This is a genomic window from Streptomyces sp. NPDC102402 (genome assembly GCF_044765765.1).
Classification (GTDB): Bacteria; Actinomycetota; Actinomycetes; order Streptomycetales; family Streptomycetaceae; genus Streptomyces.
Genome location: NZ_JBIWKR010000002.1, coordinates 299,423 through 314,234 on the forward strand (window position 1 = coordinate 299,423; position 14,812 = coordinate 314,234).

14 protein-coding genes are annotated in these 14,812 nt (G+C 70.6%); 9 read left to right on the forward strand and 5 right to left on the reverse strand.

Annotated features, from left to right (window positions below):
- Window positions 1-73 precede the first annotated feature (73 nt).
- Window positions 74-451 carry a winged helix-turn-helix transcriptional regulator gene (locus ACIRJR_RS06195; protein WP_403774615.1) on the forward strand — a complete coding sequence of 126 codons (378 nt, stop codon included), beginning with the start codon at window positions 74-76 and terminating at the stop codon, window positions 449-451.
- A 37-nt stretch (window positions 452-488) separates the two neighbouring features.
- Here ACIRJR_RS06195 and ACIRJR_RS06200 read toward each other — a convergent pair whose 3' ends face one another.
- From ACIRJR_RS06200 to ACIRJR_RS06220, 5 genes are all read right to left on the reverse strand, one after another.
- On the reverse strand, window positions 489-1,490 hold the full coding sequence (locus ACIRJR_RS06200) for a 2-oxoacid:ferredoxin oxidoreductase subunit beta (RefSeq protein ID WP_403776370.1): 1,002 nt from the start codon (window positions 1,488-1,490) through the stop codon (window positions 489-491).
- Between the two features lie 55 nt (window positions 1,491-1,545).
- Window positions 1,546-3,501, reverse strand: a complete 1,956-nt coding sequence (locus ACIRJR_RS06205; protein WP_403774618.1) for a 2-oxoacid:acceptor oxidoreductase subunit alpha — start codon at window positions 3,499-3,501, stop codon at window positions 1,546-1,548.
- 271 nt (window positions 3,502-3,772) lie between these two features.
- Window positions 3,773-4,432: a response regulator gene (locus ACIRJR_RS06210; protein ID WP_403776373.1), complete on the reverse strand. Its 660-nt coding sequence runs from the start codon at window positions 4,430-4,432 to the stop codon at window positions 3,773-3,775.
- 194 nt (window positions 4,433-4,626) lie between these two features.
- A complete protein-coding gene (locus tag ACIRJR_RS06215; RefSeq protein ID WP_403774621.1) occupies window positions 4,627-5,976 on the reverse strand; it encodes a sensor histidine kinase in 1,350 nt (449 codons plus the stop codon).
- A gap of 286 nt (window positions 5,977-6,262) precedes the next feature.
- Window positions 6,263-7,462 (reverse strand): sensor histidine kinase, encoded by a 1,200-nt coding sequence (locus tag ACIRJR_RS06220; RefSeq protein WP_403774624.1) that lies wholly within the window; start codon window positions 7,460-7,462, stop codon window positions 6,263-6,265.
- Window positions 7,463-7,666: 204 nt separating this feature from the next.
- On the opposite strand from ACIRJR_RS06220, the gene ACIRJR_RS06225 reads away from it, so the two are divergent.
- From ACIRJR_RS06225 to ACIRJR_RS06260, 8 genes are read left to right on the forward strand one after another with little or no spacing between them, the layout of a single operon-like run.
- On the forward strand, window positions 7,667-8,068 hold the full coding sequence (locus ACIRJR_RS06225) for an NADH-quinone oxidoreductase subunit A (protein WP_403774627.1): 402 nt from the start codon (window positions 7,667-7,669) through the stop codon (window positions 8,066-8,068).
- Entirely contained in the window at window positions 8,059-8,724 is a 666-nt protein-coding gene (locus ACIRJR_RS06230; RefSeq protein ID WP_403774630.1) for an NADH-quinone oxidoreductase subunit B, read from the forward strand. The genes ACIRJR_RS06225 and ACIRJR_RS06230 overlap by 10 nt, the downstream gene beginning before the upstream one ends.
- Window positions 8,721-10,241, forward strand: coding sequence for an NADH-quinone oxidoreductase subunit C (locus ACIRJR_RS06235; protein WP_403774633.1), 1,521 nt, complete (start codon window positions 8,721-8,723; stop codon window positions 10,239-10,241). Before ACIRJR_RS06230 ends, ACIRJR_RS06235 begins: the two co-directional genes overlap by 4 nt.
- Window positions 10,238-11,206, forward strand: coding sequence for an NADH-quinone oxidoreductase subunit H (locus ACIRJR_RS06240; protein ID WP_403774636.1), 969 nt, complete (start codon window positions 10,238-10,240; stop codon window positions 11,204-11,206). The genes ACIRJR_RS06235 and ACIRJR_RS06240 overlap by 4 nt, the downstream gene beginning before the upstream one ends.
- Entirely contained in the window at window positions 11,206-11,808 is a 603-nt protein-coding gene (locus ACIRJR_RS06245; RefSeq protein WP_403774639.1) for a NuoI/complex I 23 kDa subunit family protein, read from the forward strand. Before ACIRJR_RS06240 ends, ACIRJR_RS06245 begins: the two co-directional genes overlap by 1 nt.
- Window positions 11,805-12,392, forward strand: coding sequence for an NADH-quinone oxidoreductase subunit J (locus tag ACIRJR_RS06250; RefSeq protein ID WP_403774642.1), 588 nt, complete (start codon window positions 11,805-11,807; stop codon window positions 12,390-12,392). Before ACIRJR_RS06245 ends, ACIRJR_RS06250 begins: the two co-directional genes overlap by 4 nt.
- A complete protein-coding gene (gene nuoK / locus ACIRJR_RS06255) occupies window positions 12,392-12,814 on the forward strand; it encodes an NADH-quinone oxidoreductase subunit NuoK (protein WP_403774645.1) in 423 nt (140 codons plus the stop codon). Before ACIRJR_RS06250 ends, nuoK begins: the two co-directional genes overlap by 1 nt.
- Window positions 12,811-14,811, forward strand: a complete 2,001-nt coding sequence (locus tag ACIRJR_RS06260; RefSeq protein ID WP_403774648.1) for an NADH-quinone oxidoreductase subunit L — start codon at window positions 12,811-12,813, stop codon at window positions 14,809-14,811. Before nuoK ends, ACIRJR_RS06260 begins: the two co-directional genes overlap by 4 nt.
- The last annotated feature ends 1 nt before the right edge of the window (window position 14,812 follow it).

Below are 14,812 nucleotides of genomic sequence, written 5' to 3' on the forward strand. Positions count from 1 at the left end.
GTGTGTTCTCCTCACTCACCCTACGACTGGCACTAACCAGGGGAAAGTACCCACTTTGAAGTAAGGTACTGGTATGAACGTAAGCCCGGTGAGGTCCTCCGACGTCAACCAGCCGATGTGCCCCTCCCGGCTGGTGCTGGAGCACGTCACCAGCCGCTGGGGGGTGCTCGTGCTGGCCGAGCTGCTGGAACGTCCGTGCCGCTTCAGCGAGCTGCGCCGCGCCGTCGGGGGCGTGAGCGAGAAGATGCTGGCCCAGACCCTGCGGACACTGGAACGGGACGGCTTCGTGCACCGGGACGCCAAGCCCGTGATCCCGCCGAGGGTCGACTACTCGCTCACCCCGCTCGGCAAGGAGGCCGCGGAGCAGGTCTGGGGACTGGCCCGGTGGGCGGAGCGCGCGGTCGGCGCGGTGGAGAGGGCCCGCGAGGCGTACGACGAAGCCCGGCCCTGATCGTCCGGGGCCGGGCTTCGGGTGTAACGGCGGCGGGTCAGCCGACGACGGTCCAGGTGTCGCTGCCGGCCAGCAGGGCGCTCAGGTCACCCTTGCCGCGCTGTTCGATCGCGGCGTCGAGCTGGTCGGACATGAGTGTGTCGTAGACCGGGCGCTCCACGCTGCGCAGGACACCGATCGGGGTGTGGTGAAGGGTGTCGGCGTCCGCCAGCCGGGACAGCGCGAACGCGGTCGTGGGACTGGGGTTGTGGGCGTCGTGCACCAGGATCCGTGACTGGTTCTCCTCGGTGACCGCGACCACGCTCAGATCGCCCGTGAGGGGATCCCGGACGACACCCTTGCCGCCTTCGGCACCGAAGCGGATCTGCTTGCCGTGTTCGAGGCGGATGACCGCCTCCTCGGCCTGCTCCTTGTCCTTGAGGACCTCGAAGGCACCGTCGTTGAAGATGTTGCAGTTCTGGTAGATCTCCACCAGCGCCGTGCCCGGGTGGTCGGCGGCCGCGCGCAGCACGCTCGTGAGGTGCTTGCGGTCGGAGTCGACCGTGCGGGCGACGAAGGACGCCTCGGCGCCCAGGGCGAGGGAGACGGGGTTGAACGGGGCGTCGAGCGAGCCCATCGGCGTCGACTTGGTGATCTTGCCGACCTCGGACGTGGGGCTGTACTGCCCCTTGGTGAGCCCGTAGATCCGGTTGTTGAACAGCAGGATCTTGAGGTTGACGTTCCGGCGCAGGGCGTGGATGAGGTGGTTCCCGCCGATGGACAGCGCGTCACCGTCGCCGGTGACGACCCAGACCGACAGGTCGCGGCGGGACGTGGCCAGGCCCGTCGCGATGGAGGGGGCGCGGCCGTGGATGGAGTGCATCCCGTAGGTGTTCATGTAGTACGGGAAGCGGGACGAGCAGCCGATGCCGGAGACGAACGTGATGTTCTCCTTGGCCAGCCCCAGTTCGGGCATGAAGCCCTGCACCGCCGCGAGGACCGCGTAGTCACCGCAGCCCGGGCACCAGCGCACCTCCTGGTCGGACTTGAAGTCCTTCATGGACTGCTTGCCCTCGGCCTTGGGGACCAGCTGGAGGAGCTCGTTGGCGTTGGCGTCAGGCACCGATGGCCTCCTTGAGGACTGTGGCCAGCTGCTCGGCCTTGAAGGGCATTCCGTTGACCTGGTTGTAGGACTGCGCGTCGACCAGGTACTTCGCGCGGATGAGCAGCGCGAGCTGACCGAGGTTCATCTCCGGTACGACGACCTTGTCGTAGCGGTTCAGCACCTCACCGAGATTCCGGGGGAAGGGGTTGAGATGGCGCAGATGCGCCTGCGCGATCGTCTCGCCCGCCGCCCGGAGCCTCCGGACCGCCGCGGTGATCGGCCCGTACGTCGAACCCCAGCCGAGGACCAGGGTGTTCGCGCCGGCCGGGTCGTCGACCTCCAGGTCCGGGACCTCGACGCCGTCGACCTTCGCCTGGCGGGTGCGGACCATGAAGTCGTGGTTGGCCGGATCGTAGGAGATGTTCCCCGAACCGTCCTGCTTCTCGATCCCGCCGATCCGGTGCTCGAGACCGGGGGTTCCCGGCACCGCCCACGGGCGGGCCAGGGTCTGCGGGTCGCGCTTGTACGGCCAGAACACCTCCGTCCCGTCGGCGAGTTCGTGGTTGGGGCCGGTCGCGAACTGTGTCCGCAGATCGGGGAGGCTGTCGGTCTCGGGGATCCGCCACGGCTCGGAGCCGTTCGCCAGATACCCGTCGGAGAGCAGGAAGACCGGAGTCCGGTAGGTCAGCGCGATCCGGGCGGCGTCCAGGGCGGCGTCGAAGCAGTCCGCCGGGGTCCTGGGCGCCACGACCGGGACGGGTGCCTCGCCGTTGCGGCCGTACATGGCCTGGAGCAGGTCGGCCTGCTCGGTCTTGGTCGGCAGACCGGTCGACGGGCCGCCGCGCTGGATGTCGATGATCAGCAGCGGCAGCTCCAGCGACACCGCCAGGCCGATCGCCTCCGACTTGAGCGCCACACCCGGCCCGGAGGTCGTGGTCACGCCGAGCGAACCGCCGAACGCCGCCCCCAGCGCCGCCCCGATCCCGGCGATCTCGTCCTCGGCCTGGAAGGTCCGTACACCGAAGTTCTTGTGCTTGCTCAGCTCATGCAGGATGTCGGACGCAGGAGTGATCGGATACGAACCCAGATATACCGGCAGATCCGCCTGCCGGCCCGCCGCGATCAGCCCGTACGACAGGGCCAGATTCCCCGAGATATTGCGGTACGTGCCCGTGGGGAAGGCCTTGCTCGCCGGCGCCACCTCGTAGGAGACCGCGAAATCCTCGGTCGTCTCACCGAAATTCCAGCCCGCACGGAACGCCGCCACATTCGCCTCGGCGATGGCCGGCTTCCTGGCGAACTTCGACCGGAGGAATGTCTCCGTCCCCTCGGTCGGACGGTTGTACATCCAGGACAGAAGCCCGAGCGCGAACATGTTCTTCGACCGCTCGGCCTCCTTACGGGAAAGGCCGAACTCTTTCAAAGCCTCGATCGTCAAGGTTGTCAAAGGCACCGGATGGACGTTGTACGCCTCGAGCGACCCGTCTTCGAGAGGGGACTCGGCATATCCGACCTTCGCCATCGGGCGCTTGGTGAACTCGTCCGTGTTCACAATGATGTCGGCGCCCCGCGGCACATCGGCGATATTCGCCTTCAGCGCCGCGGGATTCATGGCGACCAGTACGTTCGGTGCGTCGCCCGGTGTGAGGATGTCGTGGTCCGCGAAATGCAGCTGGAACGACGACACACCCGGCAGGGTGCCGGCAGGTGCCCGGATCTCGGCCGGGAAGTTGGGCAGCGTCGACAGGTCGTTCCCGAAGGACGCAGTCTCCGACGTGAACCGGTCACCCGTCAGCTGCATGCCATCACCCGAGTCACCCGCGAAACGGATGATCACCCGGTCCAGGCGGCGGATTTCCTTCTCGGTGGTGCCCGTACGATCAATGCGCGGGGCGCGCTGCTCCCCGACGACAGCCTCACTGGCCTCGTCGGACTTTCCGGCTGGGCTACTGACCTGGCTGGTCACTGAACTGGACCTCCCTCTGGGCGGCGGCTCGGGACCGGCCGGCCCGCCGGCGGTCCAGGCACCACCCTACTTCTGTAAGGGTCGCCTTCCTCGGACCGGTCATATGGTGGACGCGTTTCCGACGTATGAATGCGCCACGCGTCGCCACATTTCGCGGACCCCCCAGGTGTGGGACGAGCCGCCCTCGGTGCTCATCTTTTCGTCGTGGACCTGGGGTTTCGCTTCACTGCGGGTGGAACATACAGATCATCGCGGGTGGATCAACGGTCTGTCATGAGTTCAGATAAGTAAGAACGGCGAGAACTCGCCGGTGATCCCCGTCGCTGGGGGACAGCCCCAGCTTCAGGAAGATGTTGCTGACGTGCTTCTCCACAGCTCCGTCACTGACCACCAGCTGCCGGGCGACGGCTGAATTCGTTCGCCCCTCCGCCATCAGACCCAGGACCTCACGCTCACGAGGCGTGAGACCCGCCAGGACGTCCTGCTTGCGGCTCCGGCCCAGCAGCTGGGCCACGACCTCAGGGTCCAGCGCTGTCCCGCCCTGCGCCACCCGCACGACGGCGTCCACGAACTCCCTGACCTCGGCCACCCGGTCCTTCAGCAGGTAGCCCACCCCGCGGCTGCTGCCGGCCAGCAGCTCCGTGGCGTACTGCTCCTCGACGTACTGCGAGAGCACCAGCACTCCGATGTCCGGGTACTCCTTGCGCAGCTTCACCGCCGCCCGAACCCCCTCGTCGGTGTGGGTCGGCGGCATGCGCACATCGGCGACCACCACGTCCGGCAGCGCGTCCTGCCCCGCGAGGTCGGCCACCGTCTTGAGCAGCGCTTCGGCGTCCCCCACTCCCGCGACGACGTCGTGCCCGAGATCGGTCAGCAGCCGGGTGAGGCCCTCCCGCAGCAGAACCGAATCCTCGGCGATGACGACCCGCACTCTTTCCTCCACGACGTTGTGTCCCCCACTGTCGGTCCCGCATGTGTACGCCGCTGTACGCGCCGCCCTGTGCGCCCAGCATTCCAGCATCGGCGCCCGGATGGACCCCGGACCAGCGGTTCCGTTGTCCCCGGTCACACCGCGGTGCCCCGGACGCCGTGAGGGCGTCCGGGGCACCGCGGCGGCCCGGTCCTTCAGCCCCTCCAGGGCAGCTCGGCCGTCACGGTCGTGGGGCCCCCGGCGGGGGAGTCGACGACGAGGATGCCGTCGACCGCGTCCAGCCGCTCCGTCAGCCCGGCGAGACCACTGCCCGTCGAGACACCCGCGCCGCCCCTTCCGTCGTCGGTGACCTGGAGCATCAGTCGGTCCTGGGCTCGCCATACGTCGACCTTGGCGTGGGTGGCGCGGGCGTGTTTGCTGACGTTCTGGAGGAGTTCGGAGACGGTGAAGTAGGCGATGCCTTCGATGGCCTGGGCGGGGCGTGCGTGGAGGTCGACGGTGACGTTCACGGGGACGGTGCAGCGGGAGGCGATGGCGGAGAGTGCGGCGTCGAGGCCGCGGTCGGTGAGGACGGCGGGGTGGATGCCGCGGGCGAGGTCGCGGAGTTCCTGGAGGGCGACCTTGACCTCGCCGTGGGCCTCGTCGACCATGCGGGCGGCGGCTTCGGGGTCGTCGGTCAGTTTCTCCTTCGCCAGCCCCAGATCCATAGCGAGGGCGACGAGTCGTGCCTGGGCGCCGTCGTGGAGGTCGCGTTCGATGCGGCGCAGGTCCGCGGCGGCCGTGTCCACCACCACCCCCCGGTCCGACTCCAGCTCCGAGACCCTGGTGGCCAGCCGGGACGGGCCGAGCAGCCCCAGCACCATCGCCCGGTCCACGGACACGAGGCCCCGGATGATCCACGGGGTGACCAGGACGAGCGCCAGGCCGAGCGCGGTGGTCACCGCGATCTCGAAGGGTGAGTCGAGGTAGACCTGATGCGTGCTGTCGCCGTACAGCTGGATCCCGCCGACACCCGCGTACACCGGGAAGACCCAGCGCCACAGCGGATAGGTGAACGCGGCCCAGCCGTACCCCCAGAACGTCATCGCGACCATGAACGCGAACGTCGCCCAGGGCATGTGGAGCACCGCGTAGAGCAGATGCCGCCAGGACACCCCGCTCTTCAGCGTCGCGCCGACCCAGGACATCAGGCCGCCCTTCCCGCGTACCGGCGCGGGATCGGCGATGTCCAGCCCCAGCAGTCCGCGAGCCCGGCCCCGCTCCATGACACCGAAGCCCCGGCACATGACCAGGCCGGCGGCGAGTATCGGGATGCCGAGGAAGGTGACCAGCATGCCCAGGCCCAGCGCCGTCATCGTGACCGCCAAGCTGAACAGGGCCACGCTGATCGGCAGGCTCAGCACCACGTAGGCGAGCTCGCGCCACGTACGCGCTTCGAGGGGCGCGCGCAGCGCCGCGGGGAGGAAGTGCTTCGCCGGGGGATGTCCCCCCGATCCGGTGGCGGGCCCTCGGCGCCGCGTGTCCCGTCCGTATGCGGTGGCCATCAGTGGCGTCCGTCCGTTTCTTCTGGGCGGGAACTCCCCGCGGGCCGATACAACGGCTGATGACTCAAGACTGCTGTGCGGAGGGGCCCCGCACCATGAGGACGGTCTCCGTATCCGGCAGGGGGTTTTCCCCACCACGGGGACCGGCGGGGCCGGCGGGGGCCGCCGATCTGCCGGCGGTTGCGCGGGCGCTCCGTGCGGGCACGCGGCACGGGGCGCCGGGGAGCCGGGCCCGCCACGCGGTCACGGGGCGCGGGCGTCGGGGGAGTCGGGCCTCGCTCCGGGGTCATGCCGCGCCGATCCGCTCGGACCCGTTGCCGGCCCGGTCGCGCCAGGGCAGTTCGGCGGTGACCGTGGTGGGGCCGCCCTCGGGGGAGTCCAGGACGAACAGCCCGTCGACCGCGCCAAGCCGCTCCGCCAGCCCCGACATGCCCGTACCGCCGTCGAGCCGGGCCCCGCCCCTTCCGTCGTCGGTGACCTGGAGCATCAGTCGGTCCTGGGCTCGCCATACGTCGACCTTGGCGTGGGTGGCGCGGGCGTGTTTGCTGACGTTCTGGAGGAGTTCGGAGACGGTGAAGTAGGCGATGCCTTCGATGGCCTGGGCGGGGCGTGCGTGGAGGTCGACGGTGACGTTCACGGGGACGGTGCAGCGGGAGGCGATGGCGGAGAGTGCGGCGTCGAGGCCGCGGTCGGTGAGGACGGCGGGGTGGATGCCGCGGGCGAGGTCGCGGAGTTCCTGGAGGGCGACCTTGACCTCGCCGTGGGCCTCGTCGACCATGCGGGCGGCGGCTTCGGGGTCGTCGGTCAGTTTCTCCTTCGCCAGCCCCAGGCCCATGGCGAGGGCGACGAGTCGTGCCTGGGCGCCGTCGTGGAGGTCGCGTTCGATGCGGCGCAGGTCCGCGGCGGCCGTGTCCACCACCACACCCCGGTCCGACTCCAGCTCGGCGATCCTGCGCTCCAGTTCGTCGGAGGGCGAGAGCAGCGCCCGCGCCATCGCCCGGTCCGCGTTCGTCAGTCCGCGCGCGATGAAGGGGAGCACCGGCCAGAGCACGAAGAGGCCCACCAGTGTCACGGCGAACGTCGCCACTCCCCACGGCAGCCGCATGAAGGAATACAGCAACGTCCGCCAGGCCACCGGGTCCTTCAGCCCCGACCACAGCCGGCTGAGGAACCCCTGGTCCCGCCTGCCCCGCGCCATCCGGCTGGGTTCGTCGATCCGCACACCGAGCATGCTCCGCGCCCGGGCTCGCTCGGCCCGGCCCAGCCCACGCGCACCCTGCAGCCCCAGCGCGAGCAGCGGCAGTCCGATGACGGTCACGGAGAGCCCGGCGCCCACGGAGACAAGGATCACGGCGTACACGAACCCGGCGATCGCCATCGGCAGACTGGTCAGGAGATAGGCGATCTCCTTCCACGTCCACCGGTCGAAGGCGAAGCGCGCGGGCGGCGGCCGGTCGTTGTCCGGCAGGGCGGGGCTCATGGTCATACGACCAGCGTGCCGGGCCGACGGCGCCCGCGCCATGGGGTTCGTGGGTGGCGCCGGGTAGGGATAACCCCACCTCGCGTCGCCGCTCCCCTGTCACCTCCTGTCCCACCTGTTGTGCGACGGGGCTGCTTACCATCTCTTTAACAGGGCCTAGACTCCCGTGCGTACAGACCGTCGAACAGGTTGAGGGAGCGAGGGGCGGACGTGGCGGACGTGCCGGAACCGACCGTTCTCGCGTCGGACTACTTCCAGAGCTACTCAGTGGTCGGACTGCTCGCCCTGGTGGGCGTGCTGTTCGTCGCCGTCGCCTTCGGCGCCGGCCGGCTGCTGAGGCCCGTGGTCCCGACGCCGGAGAAACTCCTCACGTACGAATGCGGCGTGGACCCGGTGGGGGAGGGGTGGGCCCACACACAGGTTCGCTATTACGTGTACGCCTTCCTGTACGTCATCTTCGCCGTCGACTCGATCTTCCTGTTCCCGTGGGCGACGGTGTTCGCGGCCCCGGGGTACGGGGCGACGACGCTGGTGGAGATGTTCATCTTCCTCGGTTTCCTGGCCGTGGGACTGCTCTACGCATGGAAGAAGGGCGTCCTCGAATGGGCGTGACGAGCCGGCCGAACCCCGGACCCCCCGTGTCGCTGCCCGATCCGACGCTGCGGCCCGGGCCGACCTCCCCCGAGCCGCCGACGCCCGGGCCGAAGAAGCTCGGTGTGCTGTCCCGGCTCGCACCCGAACCGATGAAGGTGGTCCTCAACTGGGGCCGCCGCTACAGCCTCTGGGTCTTCAACTTCGGACTCGCCTGCTGCGCCATCGAGTTCATCGCCGCTTCCATGGCACGGCACGACTTCATCCGGCTCGGCGTCATCCCGTTCGCCCCCGGCCCCCGGCAGGCCGACCTGATGGTCGTGTCCGGCACGGTGACGGACAAGATGGCCCCGGCCGTGAAGCGGCTGTACGAGCAGATGCCCGAACCGAAGTACGTCATCTCCTTCGGCGCCTGCTCCAACTGCGGCGGCCCGTACTGGGACTCGTACTCCGTGACGAAGGGCGTCGACCAGATCATCCCCGTCGACGTCTACGTCCCCGGCTGCCCGCCCCGGCCCGAGGCGCTCCTGCAGGGCATCCTCAAGCTCCAGGAGAAGATCGCCCGCGAATCGCTCGCCGAGCGGTACGCCACCGAGGACACGGCCCGCCCCTCGGCCGCGGCCCTGCGCAGCGGTCTCGTCGCAGCCCCGAAGACACCGGGGGAGGAGGGGAAGTGACCGCCTCGGACACCTACGACCGGCTGCCCGACGCCGTCACCGATGTCTTCGGAGCGGACGCCACGGCCACGCACGCGTACGACCTGCTGACCGTCGACGTCCCCGCCGCGGTCTGGACCGCCGCCCTCGAGACGGCCCGCGACGAGCTCGGCTGCACCTACTTCGACTGGCTGAGCGCCGTCGACGAACCGGGCACCGGCTTCCGCGTGTGCGCCCACGTCGCCGCCCTCGGCGACGGCACGGTCCGGCGCCTGCTGCTCCGTACGACCGTCCCGCACGACGCGGCCACCCTGCCCACCGCCGTAGGCGTCTACGCGGGCGCGGCGTGGCACGAGCGCGAGACGCACGAGATGTTCGGCGTCGTCTTCGAGGACCACCCGCATCTGGTCCCCCTGCTGCTGCCGGAGGCCTTCGAGGGCCACCCGCTGCGCAAGGACTTCGTTCTGGCGGCCCGCGTCGCCAAGGCCTGGCCGGGGGCGAAGGAACCGGGCGAGTCGGAGCACGGCGGGCCCAAGCGACGCACGATGCTGCCGCCCGGGGTACCCGATCCCAACGAATGGGGCCCGCTCAAGGGACAGCTCCCGCCCGCCCCGGCCCGCCCGGCCCGCGGGGCCCGCGCGGCGGGCGCGGGCGCCCCTCCGCGCGCGGCGGGCGACCGCCCCGTGCGCCGGGCCCGCAGTGCGAGTGAGGGCTCGGCGGCGCAGCGCCCCGACGCGGCGGAGTCCCCGCAGGCGGCGCCTCCGCGCCGCAGCCGCAGCGCCTCGCAGGGCTCGGCGAGCCAGGCCACCGGCCCGGCGGCCACACCTCCTGCCGGTACGCCGGACCCCGACGCCGCGCGGGACGCCGCCGCCCGCCGGGCGGGCGCGGCAGGCAGCGCCGACGCGCCCTGGCATGACGCGCGGCCCGCGTTCGACGAGCCCCCGAAGCAGTCGGCGGGGGAGCGACCTCCTGCGCCCGCGGAGCCCGCGCCGGACGCTGAAACGACAGCACCCGCACCGGGGTCCGAGCCTGTGCTGGCGTCTGAGCCCGAGCCGGCGTCTGAGCCCGAGCCGGGGTCCGAGCCCGCACCGGGGTCTGAGCCTGTGTCGGCGTCTGAGCCCGCACCGGCGTCTGAGCCCGAGCCGGCGTCTGAGCCCGCACCGGGGTCTGAGCCTGTGTCGGCGTCTGAGCCCGCACCGGGGTCTGAGCCTGTGTCGGCGTCTGAGCCCGAGCCGGGGTCCGAGCCCGCACCGGGGTCTGAGCCTGCGCCGGCGTCTGAGCCCGAGCCGGACCCGGCACCCGCACCGGCATCTGAGCCCGAGCCTGTGCCGGAGTCCGAGCCCTCGGAATCCTCCGGCCGGGACGACGCCGGTCGCGTTCCGGACCACGCCCCGGACAGCGACCCCGAGCGCGGTCCGGACAGTGCCTCCGAGTCCGAGTCCGAGTCCGATCCTGAGCCCGAGCCCGCCCCCGATTCCTCGTCCCGAAGCGACCGTTCCGCCGGTCCCGACCGTCCCTCCGGAGGCGATGCCGCGTGAACGACGTACTCGACGTCGCCCTCCGCCTCGTCATCGTCTTCGCCGTGTTCATGGTGGTTCCACTCGTCGTGGGCCAGGCCGAGCACAAGGTGATGGCCCACATGCAGGGCCGCCTCGGCCCCATGTACGCCGGCGGGTTCCACGGCTGGGCGCAGCTGGTCGCGGACGGGGTGAAGTTCGCCCAGAAGGAAGACGTCGTCCCGGCGGACGCGGACCGCCGCATCTTCCAGATGGCCCCCGCCGTCGCCCTGCTCCCGTACCTCCTCGTGATCGTCGCCATCCCGATCGGCCCCAGCGAGGGAGCGGTCGGCCAGGTCGTCGACGCCGGCATCTTCTTCGTGCTGGCCGTCATGGGGGTCGGCGTGCTGGGCTCGCTGATGGCGGGCTGGGCCTCGGCCAACAAGTTCTCCCTCCTCGGCGGTCTCCGTACCGCCGCGCAGCTCCTCGCGTACGAACTGCCGATGCTGCTCGCCGCCGCCTCCGTGGCCATGGCGGCCGGCACCGTCTCGCTCCCCGGCATCCTCAACGCCTTCGAGTGGTGGTGGCTGCCCTGGCAGATCGTCGGCGCCTTGGTCTTCTTCGTGGCGGGACTCGCCGAACTCCAGCGCCCGCCCTTCGACATGCCGGTCGCCGACTCGGAGATCATCTTCGGGGCGTACACCGAGTACACGGGCCTTCGCTTCGCCCTCTTCCTGCTCGCCGAGTACGCCGGAATCGTCGTCCTGTGCGGTCTGACGACCGTCCTCTTCCTCGGTGGATGGCACGGACCGCTCGGCGCCGACGGGCTCGGCTGGGTCTGGACCCTGCTCAAGACAGCCGTTCTCGCGTTCGTCGTCATCTGGCTCCGGGTCACCTACCCCCGCCTGCGCGAGGACCAGCTGCAGAAGCTCGCCTGGACCACACTCATCCCCCTCGCCCTCGCGCAGATCGCGCTCACCGGCATCGTGAAGGTGGCGATCAACTAGTGCCCCCGATTCCCGGCTCAGGCCTGGCCAAGGGTCTTGCCGTCACCCTGCGGACCATGACGAAGCGCACGGTCACCGCGCAGTACCCGGACGTCCAGCCCGAACTGCCGCCCCGCACCCGGGGCGTCATCGGGCTGTTCGAGGAGAACTGCACGGTCTGCATGCTCTGCGCCCGTGAATGCCCCGACTGGTGCATCTACATCGACTCCCACAAGGAGACGATGCCCGCAGCCGCACCCGGCGGCCGCGAGCGCAGCCGCAACGTCCTGGACCGCTTCGCGATCGACTTCGCCCTCTGCATGTACTGCGGTATCTGCATCGAGGTGTGTCCTTTCGACGCGCTGTTCTGGTCGCCCGAATTCGAGTACGCGGAGACGGACATCCACGAACTCACCCACGAGCGGGACAAGCTCCGCGAGTGGATGTGGACCGTTCCCGAGCCGCCCGCGCTCGACCCGGGAGCCGAGGAGCCCAAGGAGATCGCCGCCGCCCGCAAGACGGCCGACAAGCTCCAGGCCCAGGAAGCCCAACAGGCCCAGGAAGCCCAGCAGGCCCAGGAAGCCCAGCAGATTCAGGACGCGGAACAGGAGGGGCAGGAGTGACCCTCGCGGCCGCCGCCGGCCATCCCGGCTTCCTCTCCCCGACCGGCGTCGAGATCGCCTTCGTCCTCGTCGGCCTCGCCACCCTCGGCGCTGCCCTGATCACCGTCACGACGAAGCAGCTCGTGCACGCGGCCCTCTGGCTCGTGGTGGCACTCGGCGGCATCGCGGTGGAGTACCTGCTGCTGACCGCCGAGTTCATCGCATGGGTGCAGGTGCTGATCTACGTCGGCTCCATCGTCGTCCTCCTCCTCTTCGGGCTGATGCTCACCAGAGCCCCCATCGGCCGTTCCCCGGACGCGGACTCGGACAACCGGTGGATCGCCCTCGGCGCCTCGGTCGCCGCTGCCGGCGCCCTCGTCTGGGTCGTCGTGGACGCGTTCCGCACGACCTGGATCAACCTGGACGGTCCGGCCCAGGGCTCCACCAAGGCTTCCGGGGAGTTCCTCTTCAGGCACTGGGTGCTGCCCTTCGAAGCGCTCTCCGTCCTGCTGCTCGCCGCCCTCGTCGGAGCGATCGTCCTCTCCCGCAAGGACCGCCGCAGCGTCGTGGAACGACCTGCCGCGCACAGGGAGGACAAGAGCTGATGCACCTCGCCTATCCCGCCGTACTCGCCGTCCTCCTCTTCTGCACCGGGCTGTACGGCGTCCTGGCCCGCCGCAACGCGATCCTCGTCCTGATGTCCGTCGAGCTCATGCTCAACGCCGTCAACCTCAATCTGGTCGCCTTCGACGTCTGGCTCCGCGACGCGCTCCACGCGGGCCAGGCCCTCACCCTGTTCACGATCGCCATCGCGGCGGCAGAGATCGGCATCGGCCTCGCGATCGTCCTTGCCGTGTACCGCAACCGCGGCAGCTCGGACGTCGACCGTCTTCGTGACACCGCGGAGACCGACGACGCCGAAACGCTTCCCGACGACGACGACGACGCTGCCGCCGCCGAGGACAGCACCGCAGACCAGCCCACTGCTCCGGCAGGGAAGGCAAAGAAGGCAGAGGCCACCGCGTGACCACCACGACCCTCGCCGTCCTCGTCCCCCTTCTCCCCTTCCTCGGTACAGCCGCAGGACTCCTCCTGGGCCGGAGCGCACCCGGCTTCGTCCGCCCTCTCGCCGTCCTGCCGACCCTGACCGCCGCGGTCCTCGCGGTCGTCGTCGCCGCGCGCCAGGGCGGGGGCCGGCCCCTCGACGCCTCGACGCAGCTCACCCCCACCGGCTCCGTCCCGATCGACCTGGCCCTGCACCTCGACGGCTTCGCCGTCCTCGTCGCCGTCCTCGTGGGGCTCGTCGCCACCTGCGTACAGATCTACTCGACGGCGTATCTCAAGGACGACGCCCGCTACCCCTCCTACGCGGCCCTCGTCTCCCTCTTCACCTCCGCGATGCTGCTCGTCGTCTACTCCGGCGACCTCATGGTGCTCCTGGTCGGCTGGGAGATCATGGGCATCTGCTCGTACTTCCTCGTGGGGCACTACTGGGAGACGCCCGAGGCGCGCGCCGCCTCCCTCAAGGCCTTCCTCGTCACCAAGCTCGGCGACGTGCCGTTCCTCATCGGCCTGTTCGCGCTCGCCGCGGACACCGGAACCTTCCGCATCACCGGCATCCTGGCCGCAGTCACCGACGGCGGACTCGACCACCCCACCCTCATCGCGCTGCTGCTCCTCGCCGGCGTCGCGGGCAAGTCCGCGCAGTTCCCCCTGCACACCTGGCTGCCCGACGCGATGGCCGGCCCCACCCCCGTCTCCGCGCTGATCCACGCCGCGACGATGGTCGCCGCCGGCATCTACTTCGTAGCCCGGCTGCTGCCCGTCTTCGCCGCCTCCGGCGCCGCCCTCGTCGTCCTCGCCGTGATGGCGGCCGTCACCATGATCGGCTCCGGTCTCGCCGCCCTCGCGCAGGACGACATCAAGCGCGTCCTCGCCTACTCGACGATCGGCCAGCTCGGCTACATGTCCGGCGCCCTGGCCGTCGGCGACCGCGGGGCCGCCGTCTTCCACCTCCTGTCGCACGGTGCGTTCAAGGCCGTCCTCTTCCTCGCGGCGGGCGTCGTCATCCACGCGGCGGGCACCAACTCACTCGCCGCCATGTCCCGCATGGGCGGACTGACCAAGCGCATCCCGGACGCCTACTGGACGATGACCGTCGCCCTTCTCGCCCTCGCCGCCATTCCCCCGTTCGCGGGCTTCTTCTCCAAGGAAGCCGTTCTCGTCGCCGCCGAGCACACCGCCTTCGGAGACCGCGACGTCGCACCGGCCGCGGCAGGCTGGACGATCCTCGTCGCCGGACTCCTCGCCGCGGTCCTCACCGCCGCCTACGCCGTGCGGCTGTGGCTCCTCGCCTTCCGCGGGCGCGGCCCCGAGGCCCCCGACCACGGCAGGCAGCCCGTCGCGATGACCTCCGTCCTCTGGGTCCTCGCCGTCCCCACGATCGCCTTCGGCCTCGCCGCCGGCACCCTCACCGACTGGTTCGACGGACACAGCCTCACCCCCTCCCTCACGACCGCCGTCCTCTCCACCGGCGTCGGGCTCGTCGGCGGACTCGTCACCTACGGGGCGTGGCGTCACACCACGGCGCTCGCCGATCGTCCTCCGGTCGGCGCGGTCACCGCCCACCCCGACGCCGAACCCGCGCTCGTCGAGGCCGAGGCGATCGCCTCGCACACAGCGGTGTACGGCACCATCGCGGACGCACCGGACCCCACGGACCCCGGCCGTCTCCTGCTGGGCCCGCTGCACCGCCACGCGGTGACCGGCTTCCACCTCGACGCCCTGTACACCGCCGTGTTCGTCCGCCCCGTCGGGGCCGCCGCCCGGCTCGTCCGGTTCCTGGACCGCGAGGTCGTCGACACCTACGTACGCGGCTCGGGCAGCATCGCCCGCGGACTCGGCACCGTGGTCCGCCGCGCCCAGACCGGCAACGTGCAGACCTACCTCGGCGCGCTGCTCGCCGGAACCCTTGTCCTGGCGATCGCCGCCGTCGTCTTTGCCAACGTCTACGCCGGGGCGTGAG